We start from the raw sequence: 17641 nt of genomic DNA on the forward strand, positions 1-17641 counted from the left end.
GAATATTTTAATAAAAAAGGTATCGCAAGAAGTCTATTATATAAAACATTTGTAGAAAATGTTTAATATCTTGTTGTAATATCAATAAGTTCGTGATTGTTTGAATAACGACCATTGGATCATAAAGCAATGTTATTAAAAGGGTCTTTTTGATAAATATCACTTGATTTAGTGTTAGGAACGCCAATAATATCATTAGCATAATCTTGTGCCATAAATATTATTGAATCATTATAAGAATTATGGATACCAACAACTTCATATTGATATGGACCATCAACATTACTTTCATTAGCAAAATGGTCAATACCAATTTTCATTTCTTCTGGTTTACTTTGTCAATATGTTGATGAAAGTAAGGTAAATAAATTTTTACCATTAGTTATTAAGTTAAGAGCACTTGAAAAGTCAGAGTTGTTAATGTATTGCTTAGTTTTGTTATTTCAAAAAATGCTATAAGGACGAATTACTCATCACTTATTATTAGTTTCATCAGTAGCAATAATAAATTTATCTTGGTGCCCAATAGGTAATTGTTTAGCTTCTAAAGTTTCAAAGTAATTATTAGTTGCTGCACTAATGCCTTGATAGATAATAGTGCCATTGTTATCTTTAATGTCATTTTTAGGTAATCGTAAGATGACATCATTAAGATTACGATAAGTTTTAGCATTAGAATATTGTTGGGCAATGTCCTTATCATTCTCGTTAGTACCTTGATAGTCGTAATGATTTGTTCAACCATAAGTTACTTTGTCGCTAGCACTAGTAAATTTATCATTAGGCATTTTTCAAATATTTTCGGTGTTAAGTTGAGGTTGTCATTTACCATTAATAAATTCTTGATTTTTTGAATTATAACCTCATCAGTTATTAGGAATTTTATTTCATTTGTTTTCATTAGTAGTATATTTTAAAGAACGAGTTGTATTTGTAAAATCAATAATATTGCCCACATTTAAATGATGTTTAATTTGTAAAGATTTATTAATGATAATGGGAATAATAATTTTATTATTAATAGTTTTTGTTGTTTTTAGTTTATTTTGTAATTCATCAGATATTTTAACCATTTTATTATTTGGTTTAATACCGTGGGTTTTAATATTTTCATTGTTAATTTTTGAATTATAGTGCGTTAATAATTCATCTTCTAAGGGATTATAAGGTAAAGTATTAAAACCAATTGCAAAGCGATTTTTTGTTTTAGGATTATTTAAATATTTTTTAACAAAAGAAGGCATTTCACTGGCAATAACATTTTCCACACATTGTCTTCAATCTTGGTTATTGTCAATATCATTTGTACCATTAGCAATTAGATTAAAAATGGGACAAACAATATTGGAGACAGCATTCATTGCTGCTGGCCCTTGATATTTATTATCCATTGCTTCTAGTCATTCTAATGAGATTGCTTTTCCTGAAAAATCAAACATATTATAACTAATTTGATTAATAATATCAGAAAAATTAATATTATTAGGTGATTTTGGATTATCAATATTAGTTCAGACAGAATCATTTTTTTGTTTCATATATTCAGAAATTAAACGGTTTTCACTAATTGGATACATTGGATCAGTAGTTTCATATTCAATTCCTTGTCAATGAAAGAAATTATAACGATTTAAGGGCATATTATTAATTCCTTGATAAAATTCAACACTAGTTTGATAGTTGATATCATGATAATATGATTTGTCTAGCGATAAAATATTAATCGGAATTAGTAACGATAATGAAATAGTAAACGAAGCAATAAGAATTGTTAAAGCCATTAAAAAAAGTTTTTTATAAGAAACAGCAGCTAAAATAATGCGAAAACGAGTTTTAAAACTACCAAAAGCAAAATAGCGATGATAAATTTTTAAAATAAATTTTGATGATTTATTATAGTTAATCTGAGAATGAAATAGTTCACTAATTGGGATATTAATAGCTTTTAAAACTATGACACTAGCACAAGTGATTGTTAAGATGGCAAGAACAAAAAACCAATCACTAAACTAGTAAAATCAATGTAGATGGTGTTATTAGGAATAATAAACATATTACTAAAAATTTCTATAATTGCAATTTGACCAATAGTACCTAAAAATCAGCCAATTGGTAAGGCAATACAACAACTAAGAATAGCATAAACTCAGTATGATGAAGTAATGGCAAATTTTGAATAACCTAATGCTCTTAGAGTTCCAATTTGCTGATAATTTCTTTCTACGGCTTTTTTAATTATTAGAGAAAAAATTAAAAAACTAATAATGGCAATGAATATAGTAGTAATACTAATAATTATTTTGTAAGCATTAAATAGACTTCTTGCATAACCTATTAAAAAAATTACAAATATTTGTAAAAAGACAGTAATAGAAAAATATAATTTTAATTAATTATGTCTTTTATCTAAAAAATTAATATTTTGCCACAAAAAAAATGAATTTATTATTTAAATTCTTTAATTTTAAATAAATCTTTTATGTTAAATTAATAATTGCAAATTATAAATTGAGGCAATTAAATTAAATCTTAAACCAAATCTTTTTCTACGATTACGATATTTTTCTGTCATAATTTTAAATTTTTTAAGAACAGCAAAAATATTTTCAATAATAATTCTCATTTTTGAAACTAGTCTATTATGTTGTTTTTGTGCTTTATTTAAATGGTTTTTCTTTGTTTTCTTTGTAGGTATTAGAACATTATTGTGAATTTTTTGTATTCCTTGATAACCACTATCAACTATTAATTTGGTATTTTTTAAAATTGGGATTTTTGATTCTTTAAATAAAGCATAATCATGTTTTTTCCCAAGTGAAAAACTTGTTGCAATAATTTTTCTGGTTTCTTGTTTGATAATTACTTGTGTTTTAATGGTGTGTTTTTTCTTTTTACCAGAATAAGATTGTTTTTGTCTTTTTTTGGGCGTTGGATTGGAGTTTCGGTAGCATCAATAATAATAGTTTTATCATTAAAATAATCATTTATTAGTGCTTTTTTACCAGCAAGTTGTTGAAAATCAGAGTTTTTAATTAAAATATCTTCAATTCACTTGATATTCCGATAACAATTAGCTTCACTAATTCCGAAATTTTTACCAAGATGAAAATAAGTCTGATATTCTCGTCAATATGATAAAGTCATTAATAATCTATTTTCTAGTGATAATTTATTATTTTTACCACCTTTTTTAAATTTTTCTATTTCAGCTACTTGTAAAATATCTAACATTTTATTAAAAGTGGATTTTTTTATTCCTGTTAATCTTAACCATTCTTTATCATTAAGAGTATTAAATTTATTATTGTTCATATTTTGATATCCTCATAAATTATATTTTATAAGAATATTTTAATAAAAAAGGTATCGCAAGAAGTCTATTGTAAAACATTATCAAAAAATACTCAATTTTTAAGAAAAACTATTGGTTCATTGGCATAGTTAGGAATTGGATTTAATTGATTAGTAGAAGGTAAAACTGTTCAATTATCACCACCAATACCAGTAATCATAAAATTAAAATCACCAATTTTAATTTTATCGCCAATATTATAGCCTCGTAATTTTGCAAACTGGGGACTAATAACAATTTGATTACTAGCATCTGGACTTGCACCTTGAATAATTTTTAAGGAATGAGGATTAAGACTATCAATGTTAACAAATCGATAATTAAAGTTACTTGCAAAGTCAGTAAGAATAAATTCTCTTCTTGTTGTCACCTTAAAATTACTAGCCGTTCCTGCTAATTAATTTTGCATTTGCATTAAAATATTATTTTCAATTGTTTTTGTAGTTACTGATTTAGCAATATTAGTTTTATTTTTTAAACTTGGATTTGCTTCTGCTAGTCAATTATTAATTAAATATTGTTTAAAAATTTCAATATTATTAATATTATTATCAGGTGGATATTGAAAAAAATTCGGATTATTTTTATAAATGTTAATATAATAATTTCATAACATTTTATTAAGTAAGGAAGAAAAATACATATCAATTACATTAATAAATTTATTAAAAAGTTGTTTAAATTCAATGTTGTTAATGGCATAATGATATTTTTCTTTAAGAATTTTTCCAATAATTGATTTTTCAAAATAAGAACTTTGATAATTAATTTGTTCTTATTTTAAATAATTAACTAATTTAATATCATCAATAGTATATTTCTCGTTATTTTTTTTTAGTTATTAGTTGCACATTTTTAGTTTCTAATTTTATTAGACTATCATCATTAGGATTATTACTAATACTAAAGTCATTAACTGTTAATTTATTGCTTTCTATAAAACCAATGTTAGAAAAATTAAATTTATAATAATAATAATCATATTTTACGTCTTGCCCCATAAAATTATTACTTTGCTTTAAATTATTAATCGTAGACATGGCGAGACTAATACTATCAGTGAAAATTATTGTTAGCAAAATTAGTAAAATCATTTGAACTTTTACTTTAAACATTAGACTTCTTGCGATACCTTTTTTATTAAAATATTCTTATAAAATATAATTTATGAGGATATCAAAATATGAACAATAATAAATTTAATACTCTTAATGATAAAGAATGGTTAAGATTAACAGGAATAAAAAAATCCACTTTTAATAAAATGTTAGATATTTTACAAGTAGCTGAAATAGAAAAATTTAAAAAAGGTGGTAAAACTAATAAATTATCACTAGAAAATAGATTATTGATGACTTTATCATATTGACGAGAATATCAGACTTATTTTCATCTTGGTAAAAATTTCGGAATTAGTGAAGCTAATTGTTATCGGAATATCAAGTGAATTGAAGATATTTTAATTAAAAACTCTGATTTTCAACAACTTGCTGGTAAAAAAGCACTAATAAATGATTATTTTAATGATAAAACTATTATTATTGATGCTACCGAAACTCCAATCCAACGCCCAAAAAAAGACAAAAACAATCTTATTCTGGTAAAAAGAAAAAACACACCATTAAAACACAAGTAATTATCGAACAAGAAACCAGAAAAATTATTGCAACAAGTTTTTCACTTGGGAAAAAACATGATTATGCTTTATTTAAAGAATCAAAAATCCCAATTTTAAAAAATACCAAATTAATAGTTGATAGTGGTTATCAAGGAATACAAAAAATTCACAATAATGTTCTAATACCTACAAAGAAAACAAAGAAAAACCATTTAAATAAAGCACAAAAACAACATAATAGACTAGTTTCAAAAATGAGAATTATTATTGAAAATATTTTTGCTATTCTTAAAAAATTTAAAATTATGACAGAAAAATATCGTAATCGTAGAAAAAGATTTGGTTTAAGATTTAATTTAATTGCCTCAATTTATAATTTGCAATTATTAATTTAACATAAAAGATTTATTTAAAATTAAAGAATTTAAATAATAAATTCGTTTTTTGTTGTGGCAAAATATTAATTTTTTAGATAAAAGACATAATTAATTAAAATTATATTTTTCTATTACTGTCTTTTTACAAATATTTGTAATTTTTTTAATAGGTTATGCAAGAAGTCTATTGAAAAAAATGCTTATTTATAAGTTGGAAATATTTTTTTCATTAGTTTTTGTAGCCTTTCTGCTTTAAATAACTTATTCGTCACTACTTTTTACTAATTCAAGCACATTCATTCGTTTTAATGTTTCAGTTGAAATTATATAAGTCAGTGTATAAATAATTGTAATCGTTGCTAATGTTATTGGTAAAAGTCATCATTGGAAATATAGGGGAATAATGAATCCAGTAAAAATTCCAATAGTTCATAAGATACCTTGACAAATAAATCAAGCACCGATAAATCCAACGATAAAACCCATAATAGCAGCCGGAATAAACATTGATAAAGTTAAACTATTAATTTCACGATATTTATACCCTTGAATTTTCATAATCGCCATTAGTTTAGCAAACTGATGGACAAGAAGATTAGAAATCATTATAACAATAATTACGGATAGACTAATTGAACATAAAATAAAGATGGCAGCAATACTAGAAGCCACTGTTGTTAAGTTTTTAATTAATTCTCGTTTTACTGTTAATAGTTCACTGTTAGTAACAGTAGTAGCAACATTATCATTTAAACTAGCAATTGAATAATCACCAAGAATTGAAGTTGCTGAATATCTACTAGTAACATCAGTTAATTCAGGATTAGATGATAACCGACCATTAAATCATAATGGTTCATTATTAAAAGGATCTTTTTTATAAATATCGCTACTTGTTGTGGCATTAAAACCAAGAATTTGATTAGCAACTCGTTGATTAATATAAATTTTTAATTCACCATAAGATTCATGAATTGCTTTAACTTGATATTTAACTTTTTGTGGTATCGGGGTATTATCAATTTTTAGAATTTTAGGTATTTCTTTATTACCAATAGTTTTACCGTCTAGTATGGCAATAAAAATATTTCATAATGGATTGTCATATGATTGATTTAAGAGATTTAGTGCTGATGTCATAAAGGTTTCATCAACGAATTTATTTTTAGTAGCAAATGGCACAAAGGGTCTAATATGTCATCATTTATTGTCGGGTGATTGTTCAATAACAAATTTATTATTATTTGTTGGTATTTTTGCATTAACAATTTCTTTTAAAAATTCGTCTTTAATTGCTGGGTATTTAATATTATCAATTGTGATTTCTTCTTTGGGTAATCGCAAAATTATTTCATTTAAGTTACGATAACTTTTAGCAATGTCATCATCACCAATATCGTTTTCTTTATAACCATAATGGTTAGTTCAACCATAAGGAGAGTTATCATCATTAATACTTCATTTATCTAAGGGCATATTATAGATATTTTCAGAGTTATTTTCATCGCGATAAATTCAAAATGAAGTGTGAGCAGGATATCATTTATTATTAGCACTCATATATTGTAATTGTTTTTGTTGAACTTCACTTTCAAAAATACTATCAACTTTTAAATTATGTTTTATTTGCATTGCCCGATTAATAACTGCTGGAATCTTATCAAGTCATTTTTCTTCTTGGATATATTTTGAACTTTCTTTTAATGCAATCATATCACTATTTGGTTTTACTCCTAGTGTTTTAAAAGCGACAGTATTTAAGTTAGCATCATAATATGTATATAATTCATCTTCATTGGCATTATAAGGTAAAGTATTATGAGTAATTGTTAAGCGTTGTTTTCTTCCAGAAATATTAAGAAAGTCTTTAATATATGAAGGAACAGCTGTTTCAATTGCATTCATTGTACAGGTTCTTCAATTATCACTAGTATTTATTTCGGAATTAGTTGTTAAAATAGTGTTTACAATTGGACAAATAATTGTGGATAATAATTCTGAAACTTTGGGGTTATTAATAAAATCCTTAGAAATTTGTTCTAATCAACCTAAAGAAATTCCTCTGCCACCTGTTCAATAATAGTTATAAGCAATTTGTTTTAAAATATTATCTAAATTAATGTTTTGGCTATTATCACTAAGTTTTTTTCAAGAATTAGCAGGAGCATCTTTATAGTAATCAGCTACTGGACGAATTTCAGTAATTGGGTAATCAAGACTTTGATTTTGAGCATCAATCCCTTTTCAAGGGTATAAATTATAACGAGTTGTTGGGATATTACTAATCGGTTGTTGAAATTCAGCATTAGTTTGATATTTTAAAAGTCCATAATAAGAATCATCAAGACTGCGAACAGCAGCGGGGATCATTAAGGCAATAGCGATAGTGAATGAAGCAATAAGAATTGTTACAAACATAATAATAATTTTCTTATATGAAACTGATGCCAATGCCAAACGAAACCGAGTTTTAAAGCTTCCAAATGCAAATCATCTTTTGTGGATGCCAGAAATTGCTTTTGAAGGTTTATTATCACTGTTAGGTCGCAATAGGGTAATTGTATTTTTTGCTACTTGTTTATAAGCGGTAATTGTTACGGTAATTAAAATTACAATGATATTAATTACCAAAGCAATTAGAAAAGGAATAATATCAAAATAAAAAATATTATTTGGAATTGTAAAGAAATTTTCAAAAATTTTCATTACGGCTATTTGTAAAATACTACCAATAATTCAACCAATGGGTACAGCAAGAATTGTTGTTATTAAGGCATAAGATCAATATGAACCAATAATTGTTTTATTTTCATAGCCTAATGCTTTCAAAACACCAATTTGTGTTGCATTGCGTTCAACGGTTTTTCTAATAATTAATACTGTTGCAAAAACTGTTAACATTGTCATAAAAATAACAATAATAATACTAAATCAAGTATATGTTCTAGTAATTGTTGGTAATGAATTAAAACCACGATTAATGTAATTGTTACTGTCACTATTTTCAATCGTTGAAGTTGTTTTTAAATCTTCAGTAATTTTTTGAATGTCTTGCGGGTTGTTATTGTAAGCTAACATTTTTTGATAAACAGTTTCAATGATGTTATTATTTTTTTTAAAATTATCATTAAGAAAAAGTCGAAATAATTCGAAATCATTGGCAATATGACTTCCTGTGTATGTTAAATAGACATTAGATATATCTTCAATATCACTATAACGAATGAATTTATCACGAATAAATAATTGGTGGTTAACGAATAAAACGGCTTCTTTTGCTGGATTAGGAAGAAAATTTATTGGATGAACAACAGGTAACGATGTAAAGTTATCGCCACCAATGCCAGTAATTATTAATTTATAGCTACCAATTTTAAGAGTATCACCAATTTTATAATTATATTTTTTAGCAAACTCAGGATTAATTACAATTTGATTAGCACCAGTAGGATAGGTGCCACTAATGATTTTAATATTATTTTTTTTAGGGTCATTATTAGGATTAATACTAATTACACGATAACGGATATTAGTAGCAAAATCAGAAAATAAATACTCTTGGCGTAAATTGACATTAAAGTTACTTAATAAGCCAACTAATTTATTATGGTGATTTCATATTGCTTGCGAAATATCTCAATTATTTCTTAAAGATGTTCCACCAATCGGAAGTGTTAGATATTTGGCAACATCGAGATAACTACTATTCTTATTATCATTTATGTGGTCGTTTGTTAGTTGAAAATTAATTTCATTATTATCTTTATTAATATTCATTAAAATATTTCCTAAATCGCCTTTAAAACCTTGTTTAAAAAAAGCTTTGTTATTAAAATTTGTTGCCTGAGGAAACCTTTTTTCATAATCTTCTTTTATTAATTGTTGAAAAATATTAATTCCGCCACCAAAAATTGGAACATTATCACTAGATAAATCAGTTTCATTATTTATATCTCTTATTCAACTGTCGCCATTACGAGCATTAACAAAGTCTCTTAAAAATATTTCTTTAAATGCTTTAACTTTGTCAAAATAATCAGCATCAGTTGTTTTTTTTGGATATTTAAGTTTATCACTATTAGCTTTATAAAGATTAAATAAATAAAAGGCAAAAATTGGGTTAATGTATTGTTCAACCAAAGTTTTATATTGTTCATATAATATTTTAAATTCGTTATTAGGAATGTCATGATATTTTTTATGTAAAATTTGACCAAAGAGTGAATTTTTAAAGGCTGAACTATTTGTATTAATTTTTTCTCATTTTAGTAAATTTTTAAAGGAAATATTTTCAATTGTGATATTATTATCACTTGCTATTTTTTCCGTAATATCTAAACTTTCTGATATTAATGGTAATAAACACCCCGAAGGGTCATTTTTATCTTTCGCAATTGTAAGTATTGGTGTACTGTTATCTTTTATACTTTTACTAGTATTAGATTCTGCTAATGAAGTTTTACTAAAAGCAGTACAAATATTAAATGTTGGTGATATGCTTTGAATAATAGGAATATTTTTACTATTAAAGCGATAACTATAATTAAATGGTGTTGTAGCACTATTCATTGCTGTTTCACCATCTAAGAGTCATCTTGTCGTAATTCAAGTTAAGGTAATTGTCGTTGATAAGATAATAGTTAATAAAATTAATGAAATAATTTGGATTTTATGTTTAAATGCTCCTCAAAAGGCTTGCTTAAATAATCTGTTTCATTTTCAATGTTTCATAAATGTATCTAACCCTAACCTCAACTTAATAAATTATTATAAAAAAGATAAATATTTTTTAACATAAATGATTATATCAACTTATTTATGAACGGCAACCTTGTAAGAATATTAGTAGCAAGATTGGTTTTATTTTTTAAATAAATATTTGGATATTGATTTAGATAGATAAAGTTAAATCTAAATAGTATTCTTAATAGAAGTAAGACTATGAAAATAAAAGTTAAAAAAATTGCCGTTTATTGTTCTTTTTTTCATAATTTGAATTTGCTTTATTTTTCTAAAAAGTTTAAAATTGTCTTGCATTGTTTTATAAAAGTTGAGGTTTAATTTATGAAAAGAAAAATAATGAAATATTGAGTAGTGTTATTATTATCAGTTTCTCAAATTTTAACCTTAGCTGCTTGTACTTTTCGTTATCAAACTAATATTGATGAAGGCATTGCTGCTAAATTAAATGATTTTTCGGCAATTACTGGCGAAGTTACTAAAGCAATAATATTAAGTGGAGAAAAAAAATGAGATGCTTCGCAAGTTATTAATGATATTTTAGAAAATAAAGTTGATAATTTAATTTTTAAAAATATTTCTTATTCGTATTTTGGACAAACCAATGATAATAATTGATTCCCTCGTCATCAAGATTTTTTTGCTTCGCAAGATTTAGCTAATAAAGTTATTAACTCTAATGATAAATATGTAAAACCCTATGCTGATTTAATTAGTCAAAATAATATTTTAGGTAAAATTCGAACATATGGTTCAATTTTTAACACTTTAACTGTTGATACATTAAAAGAAATTTTTAATAGTGGGTCCGTTTTAGATCCTATTATGAATTTTTTAACTAAAAGTAATATTGAAAGTTTTTGAAATGATTATAATGCTGGTGGTTATGCTGATATTATTACTGAATTACGAAATAATCTTACTGAACATAATGATAATTTTGTTGGCAAAGCAACATATGCTGAAACACTACAGTGGTCACAAAAAAGAATTAAAAAAATAATTGTTCAAATTGGTTGTAAGAAAGAAAATTATGAAAAAAAAGAAAAGATAGCGAAAGAAAATGATGAAGAGAAAGAAAAAGCTAAAAGTTCTTGTAAAGGATATGATAGTAAAGATGATGCCGAAGTAGAAGCTGCTTATGATACAATGATGGCAACATTTGGTATTGAAGTAGATAATATTAATGATAATGATGTTTCAATAAAAACTAATAAATATATATTAGAAAATTTTCAAAATGGATTTAAAGATCTAAAAAATATTATTTCATTATTAGTACCAATTTTACCAGTTATTTCTTATGTAATGAAAATGTATGCTAGTCTTCCTTTTGATGATCCCAATGAGATTTGGTACAAAGTTAGTAAAATTCCTAAAAAAATTCAACAAGCTATTGATGAGCAATTAAGGACGACATATGTTGGTTTTGATCAATCAGTAATTAGTAATTTAAAAAATAAGTTAACAAAAGTATTTTCTTTAAATGATGGCGGATTAAGTTTACGAAAGTTATTTTTAATTATGAGATTAATTCCACAATTAAATAAATTAGTTAAGGAAATTAACATAAATTTCATAACTTTCATCCGGTCTTTTGATTATCCATTAATTGATGTTGTTTCAGCTGGTGGTGTTTGTGTGGGATTTAATAGTTTTTTTTGTAAAAATACTGATTTTTTCCCATTAGCATTTCCTAAAATTAAAGAAATATTAGATCCCATTTTTGGAACTGTTAAAAAATATTTAAATTTTCTTCCTAATGATACAAATATTAATTTAAATGATGTTTTAACCTCAATTAATAAGTTAGTCGGTGTAATTCAAGATCAGGTGTTAACAGAAGCAAAGATTAACAAGATTCTTGCTGCTATTGAAATTGACAGCGAGCATGCAAAAGTGGCATTATTAGAAATCCTTGGATATAATGGTCAGAAAGGTGAATTAATACCGAATGGAGTATCGGACACTCTTATTACGACTATTAGCTCTTGTAAAGAAGAAGATGATCCCAATTGTATAACCGAGGTTGCTAAATTGTTAACAATGTTAACAAGTGAAAACGGAATTTTAGATCGCATTATTAATGATAATAATGGCACTATTAATATGAAATATCGGAGATTTTATCAAGATAGTAAGTATTGAGGGATTACTAATACGAAAATGCAGTATAATGATATTGATAATTCATTAGAAGTATCATATGATATTAGTTTTTTCCAAGGTAAGATGAATAATGTTTATTCAATTAAATGAAAAACAAAAAACTATTACAATAGTCTTGCTAGCAATAATTTTAAAATTGTAGCATTTAGGAATAAGGAGATTAAATAAAATGAAAAATACAAAATGGGCATTAATTGGACGAATAGTAATTTCGTTAGCATTTTTTTTAATGATTGTTTATGGTTTTGTGGAATTAGTTAAGTCTAAATTTGTTATTTATGATACTGTTGTTTTAAAACTAAATTTTTGAACTAGTAATTTTGCTCAAACATTATGAAATATATTAATTATTATTGCTTTTTTTACATTTGTTATTACAAATATTTGAGATTTAAAAAGAAGGATTTTCTTTTGAATAATTGGTAGTATTTATATAATTATTGGTTTTTTAACATTTATCTTTACAATTATTGATAATAGTGATAATGGCGAGAGAATGGCAATTGGATTAGTTATTTCTTTACTATTAATGATTGGAGCGGGATTTTTATTACTAGTTGCCTATCGAATGAAAAATAAAGAGATTGTTGTTAATAATTGAAAATTTTGAGAGAAAAATAAGTCTGCCAACCCTGCATAGTTGAAAATAAAAACAGCAAGGATTTTGCTGTTTTTATTTTTAACAAGTTTATTTGTTATAATAATTTAAGAAATGAAATAGAATTAGGTGAAAATTTTTTAATGAAGAAAATATTATTAGTTGATGGTAATGGTTTAGTTTTTCGAGCATATTACGCAACCGCATATAGTAATTCCATAACTTTGCGAGCAAATGATGGGACACCAACTAATGCTTTGTTAGGTTTTATTACAATGTTAGAAAAGATTTTAAAACAAAATTATGATTTAGTTTTGGTTGCTTTTGATGCGGGATCTAAAAATTTTCGTTATGGAATATTACCTAGTTATAAAGAAAAACGCGTTAAAACCCCACAAGAATTATTACAGCAATTACCATTAGTTCGTGAGTTTTTAGATGCTTATGGAATTCAATGATATGAACATCCTGATTTTGAAGCTGATGATATTATTGCTACGATTAATAAAAAGGCAATTGATTTAAATTGAGAAATTGAAATTTTGTCATCGGATGGTGATTTAGAACAGTTATTATCTGCTAATACGGTAATTGTTAAACCGAAGCAGGGATTATCACAAGTAGAAATTATTAATGTTGATTCATTAAAAGCAAGATGAGATATAACTCCAAACCAAATACCTGATTTAAAAGGATTAAAAGGTGATGCCAGTGATAATCTTCCAGGTATTAAAGGCATTGGCGAGAAAACTGCTTTATCATTGTTACATCAATTTGGAACATTAGAAAATATTATTATGCATCAAGAGGAATTAAAAACAGCGGTTAAAGAAAAAATTGTGAATAATGCTAATATTGGCTTATTATGTAAAGAAATGGCATCTTTAAGATATGATGTTCCTTTTCCTAAGGATTTATCTTCGTTAACAATTAATAGAGATTTAAATCGTTTAAAAGAATTTTATTTAAAATATAATTTGAATTCATTAGTTAATCGTTTAGAGACAAATAATCCTTCACAAGATAATAATAAAGATCAAGGTAAAATTTTAAGTAAGTGAGCTGCTAATTATAATTGTGTTGAAAATGCGTTATTTGTTGAAATGAGTGGTGATAATTATTATACTTCAGACATTATTGGGTTTGGGGTTGTTAACGATAAAGGAACATTTTATTTAGATTATCTTGTTGCTAGTACTGATGAATTATTTTTAGCATTTTTAAAAGATGAAAAATGTCTAAAAGATGTTTTTGATTTGAAAAAAGTTATTAATGGTTGTAAATGACATCATATTGAAGTTAAAGGTATTGCTTTTGATTTACAATTAGCAGGTTATATTTTAAATGCGAATATGAAAGTAACGATTGATAATGTTATTAATTATTTTGCTGAACAAACTTTTATGAATGATGAAATGTTTTATGGTAAAAATCAAAAAAAAGTTGTACGAGAATTACAAGAAGTTGCTGGTTTTATTACTAGAAAAGCTTGATGAATTTTACATTTAAAACCGCTTCTTAGTAAAAAATTAGAACAACAACAACAATTAGAGTTGTATAAAAATATTGAGTTTCCTTGTGCTTTTGTATTGGCAAAAATGGAGTTTCACGGTATTCGTGTTGATATGAAACAATTAGAACATTTAACAAAAGAAGTATTAAAAATTGTTACCCAATTAAATGAAGAAATTAATAGTTTAGCGCAACAAGATGTTAATCCTAATTCTCCTAAACAATTAAAAGAATTATTATTTGATGTGTTAAAATTACCTGATTTACAAAAAGGTAGTACGGCACAAGAAGTATTAATGAAATTACAAATGCAACAATTACATCCAATTATTGATAAAATTTTGGAATATCGTAAATATCAAAAAACTTATTCAACTTATTTAAAAGGTTTAGAAAAATATATTTTCGCAGATGGTAAGGTGCATACGATTTATAATCAAACTAATACAACAACAGGAAGGTTATCTTCACAAGAACCTAATATGCAAAATATTAGTATTCACGATGTTCATCAAAAATTAGTTCGTAAGGTGTTTGTTCCTAATGATTCTGGCACACAAGTAGTATTATCTAGCGATTACTCGCAAGTTGAATTAAAAGTTTTAGCACATATGGCTAATGTTAAAGAATTAATTAAAGCATTTAAAAATAATGAAGATATTCATTCATTAACTGCTAGTAAAATATTTTCTATTAATCAAGCTGAAGTTAGTGAACAGCAACGAAGAGTTGCGAAAACTGTTAATTTTGGGATTGTATATGGTATTTCTGATTTTGGTTTAAGTAAACAATTAATGATTTCTATTAGCGAAGCAAAAAAATTTATTGAACGATATTTTGCTGTTTTTCCTGAAATTCGTCATTATATGGATAATACAATTAAATTTTGTCATGAACATAAATTTGTTAAAACTTTATTCAATCGGATCCGATACATTCCAACAATTAATGATCGGAATTGAGTAGCTAAACAAGCAGCAGAACGCGTAGCAATTAATGCTCCGATTCAAGGAACAGCAGCTGATATAATTAAATTAGCTCTAATTAAAATTGATCAGCAATTAGAACAAAATAATTTAAAATCGTATCTTGTTGCTCAAGTTCATGATGAGTTGATTGTTGAAGTATATGAAAATGAATTAGAAATTGTTAAAAAAATTGTTAATTCAGCAATGAATTTAGCAACAAAATTGCAGGTGCCCTTAACGGTTGACATTAATATAGGAAATAATTGATATGAAGTATAAATAAAGGAGATTAAGTTAATGCCAGAATTACCAGAAGTAGAAACTGTTCGTGCCAGTTTACAACCTTTTGTTTGCAATCAAGTTATTACAGGAATTAGAATTTATTGAAGTTCAGTAATTAAACAACCCGACTTAGTATCATTTCGAAAATTGATTGTTGGTCAAAAAATTCTTGATTTAAAAAGAAAAGCAAAACATTTAATTTTTGAATTAGAAGATTTTGTGTTAATTAGTCATTTACGAATGGAAGGTAAATATTATTATCAAAATCTTAATGATGATACTGAATGAAAACATGTTTTATTAGTTTTAGAATTAAGTAATGGTTGTGAATTAAGATATCATGATACAAGAAGATTTGGTACTTTTCATTTGCAAAAAAAGGATGAATATGAACAATTAGCACCATTAATCAAAGTGGGGCCAGAACCTTTTGAATCAATGGCTACTGTTGATTATTTACAAAAGAAATTTAAAAATAAGAACCGAGCTATTAAAACAATGCTGTTAGATCAAAGTATTATTAGTGGATTAGGAAATATTTATGTTGATGAGGTATTATTTGCTAGTAAAATTCATCCGGTTACTAGGTGTAATAAATTACAAACCGAGCATTTAAAAGCAATTTTAAATAATGCGAAACAAATTTTAACACAAGCGATTAACTTAAAAGGAACAACAATTGCTAGTTATACTTCTAATGTTGGTGTTAAAGGGACATATCAGCAATTATTGAAAGTCCATAAAAGAGAAGCATTAGCGTGTTATGTTTGTTCTTCAATAATTGAAAAAATTAAGCTTAATGGTCGTGGTACATATTTTTGCTGTCAATGTCAGAATAAATTATAAGTTGTGAATTATGTGGATAAGTAAATTAAAGCATCTTATTTATAAGATATTTTTAGGACTAAGTTGTGGATAACTTAGTGGGTAATTATTTTTTTATTGTTTATTATTTACATCGCTATTATTCTGTCATAGAATAAATAAGACAATAAGGTGGAGAAAAAATGTTACAATCAGAAGAAAAATTTCAAATAATTATTAATTCTCATATTTGTAGTGAAACGCAAAAGATAGTTCAACATTTATATCAACCAATTATTGGTGTTAATGCTGTTTCGCTATATTTTGCTTTATTAAATGAACAATTATCAATGAAAGTTTTAAATTTAGATAATTCGCATTTACGCTTGCAAAATTTATTACAATTATCATTACTGGAAATTGAAGTTGCGAGAAATCGGTTAGAAGCAATAAATTTACTTGATGTTTATCGTAATAATACTAATATTGGTGTTACTTATTACTATGAATTATTTGCTCCGATGGCTCCACAAGACTTTTTTAATCATCAACAATTTAATCAATTACTAATTGATAATCTTTCTCTTAATGATTATGAACGAACAAAGTTTTTATTTATTCAATATCAAGAAGATCTGTCAAGTTATAAAAAAATTACGAAATGCTTTAATGAAGTATTTTCTTTATCAATAGTAAAAGCAGATGCTTCTAGTGCTGATTTTATTTTCCAAACCAATCATTTATCAGAAACTAATAAACAATCATTAGAAGTTCCTAATGAAGATATGAAAAATCCTTTACAAAAAAAAATTTATGAGATGCAAACAATATCACCATATAAATATTTAACATTATTACAAAATTTTCCTTTACAAGCTAAAGATTTACAATTATTGGCTAAGTTATTAGTTACTTATACTTTGCCACCAGAAGTTACTAATTGTTTAATTGAATATGTGTGATATAAAAATAATAAACTTTTAGTTGTGGCTTATTTAGAAAAAATTGCGAGCACATTACAACAAAAGCAGATTACTACTGTTGAACAAGCAATGATATATTTAAGAACTGCTTATGTTCAAAGTTTTAATAAGGAAAAAGTAAAATCTAATAAAATTATAAAAAAATCAAAATTTGATTATGAAATTAAATGAAATACGGGTATTATTCCAAAATGGTTACAAGAAGACCCCCTTTATCAAACATAATTATGGAAGGAAG

General features: G+C 25.3%; 14 protein-coding genes. 7 read left to right on the forward strand and 7 right to left on the reverse strand.

Annotated elements, in window-relative coordinates; all coding sequences use genetic code 4:
- Window positions 1-62: 62 nt before the first annotated feature.
- From AACK86_RS01460 to AACK86_RS01480, 6 genes are all read right to left on the reverse strand, one after another.
- Window positions 63-1781: a hypothetical protein gene (locus tag AACK86_RS01460; protein ID WP_338982187.1), complete on the reverse strand. Its 1719-nt coding sequence runs from the start codon at window positions 1779-1781 to the stop codon at window positions 63-65.
- 701 nt (window positions 1782-2482) lie between these two features.
- Complete coding sequence (locus AACK86_RS06855; protein WP_422398319.1) at window positions 2483-2875, reverse strand: transposase family protein; 393 nt, start codon at window positions 2873-2875, stop codon at window positions 2483-2485.
- Window positions 2860-3312 carry a helix-turn-helix domain-containing protein gene (locus AACK86_RS06860; protein WP_422398264.1) on the reverse strand — a complete coding sequence of 151 codons (453 nt, stop codon included), beginning with the start codon at window positions 3310-3312 and terminating at the stop codon, window positions 2860-2862. The genes AACK86_RS06855 and AACK86_RS06860 overlap by 16 nt, the downstream gene beginning before the upstream one ends.
- A gap of 65 nt (window positions 3313-3377) precedes the next feature.
- Window positions 3378-3722 carry a hypothetical protein gene (locus AACK86_RS01470; RefSeq protein WP_338982189.1) on the reverse strand — a complete coding sequence of 115 codons (345 nt, stop codon included), beginning with the start codon at window positions 3720-3722 and terminating at the stop codon, window positions 3378-3380.
- 27 nt (window positions 3723-3749) lie between these two features.
- Entirely contained in the window at window positions 3750-3968 is a 219-nt protein-coding gene (locus AACK86_RS01475) for a hypothetical protein (protein ID WP_338982190.1), read from the reverse strand.
- A 208-nt stretch (window positions 3969-4176) separates the two neighbouring features.
- Window positions 4177-4467 (reverse strand): hypothetical protein, encoded by a 291-nt coding sequence (locus AACK86_RS01480; protein WP_338982191.1) that lies wholly within the window; start codon window positions 4465-4467, stop codon window positions 4177-4179.
- Between the two features lie 68 nt (window positions 4468-4535).
- Between AACK86_RS01480 and AACK86_RS06865 the strand changes: the two genes are divergently transcribed.
- Complete coding sequence (locus tag AACK86_RS06865) at window positions 4536-4988, forward strand: transposase family protein (RefSeq protein WP_338982632.1); 453 nt, start codon at window positions 4536-4538, stop codon at window positions 4986-4988.
- Window positions 4973-5365 (forward strand): transposase family protein, encoded by a 393-nt coding sequence (locus AACK86_RS06870; RefSeq protein WP_422398306.1) that lies wholly within the window; start codon window positions 4973-4975, stop codon window positions 5363-5365. Before AACK86_RS06865 ends, AACK86_RS06870 begins: the two co-directional genes overlap by 16 nt.
- A 243-nt stretch (window positions 5366-5608) precedes the next feature.
- Here the strand turns inward: AACK86_RS06870 and AACK86_RS01490 are convergent, their stop codons facing one another.
- Entirely contained in the window at window positions 5609-10078 is a 4470-nt protein-coding gene (locus AACK86_RS01490) for an ABC transporter permease (protein WP_338982192.1), read from the reverse strand.
- A gap of 333 nt (window positions 10079-10411) precedes the next feature.
- Between AACK86_RS01490 and AACK86_RS01495 the strand changes: the two genes are divergently transcribed.
- The 5 genes from AACK86_RS01495 (at window position 10412) to AACK86_RS01515 (ending at window position 17628) form a co-directional block, all read left to right on the forward strand.
- Window positions 10412-12424 (forward strand): hypothetical protein, encoded by a 2013-nt coding sequence (locus AACK86_RS01495; protein ID WP_338982193.1) that lies wholly within the window; start codon window positions 10412-10414, stop codon window positions 12422-12424.
- Between the two features lies 1 nt (window position 12425).
- On the forward strand, window positions 12426-12896 hold the full coding sequence (locus AACK86_RS01500; protein WP_338982194.1) for a hypothetical protein: 471 nt from the start codon (window positions 12426-12428) through the stop codon (window positions 12894-12896).
- A gap of 101 nt (window positions 12897-12997) precedes the next feature.
- Window positions 12998-15613, forward strand: a complete 2616-nt coding sequence (polA, locus tag AACK86_RS01505; RefSeq protein ID WP_338982195.1) for a DNA polymerase I — start codon at window positions 12998-13000, stop codon at window positions 15611-15613.
- An 18-nt stretch (window positions 15614-15631) separates the two neighbouring features.
- On the forward strand, window positions 15632-16462 hold the full coding sequence (gene mutM, locus AACK86_RS01510; RefSeq protein WP_338982196.1) for a DNA-formamidopyrimidine glycosylase: 831 nt from the start codon (window positions 15632-15634) through the stop codon (window positions 16460-16462).
- Window positions 16463-16623: 161 nt separating this feature from the next.
- Complete coding sequence (locus tag AACK86_RS01515) at window positions 16624-17628, forward strand: DnaD domain protein (protein WP_338982197.1); 1005 nt, start codon at window positions 16624-16626, stop codon at window positions 17626-17628.
- Window positions 17629-17641 lie beyond the last annotated feature (13 nt).

This window comes from Spiroplasma endosymbiont of Eupeodes luniger (assembly GCF_964019525.1).
Lineage (GTDB): Bacteria > Bacillota_I > Bacilli_A > Mycoplasmatales > Nriv7 > Nriv7.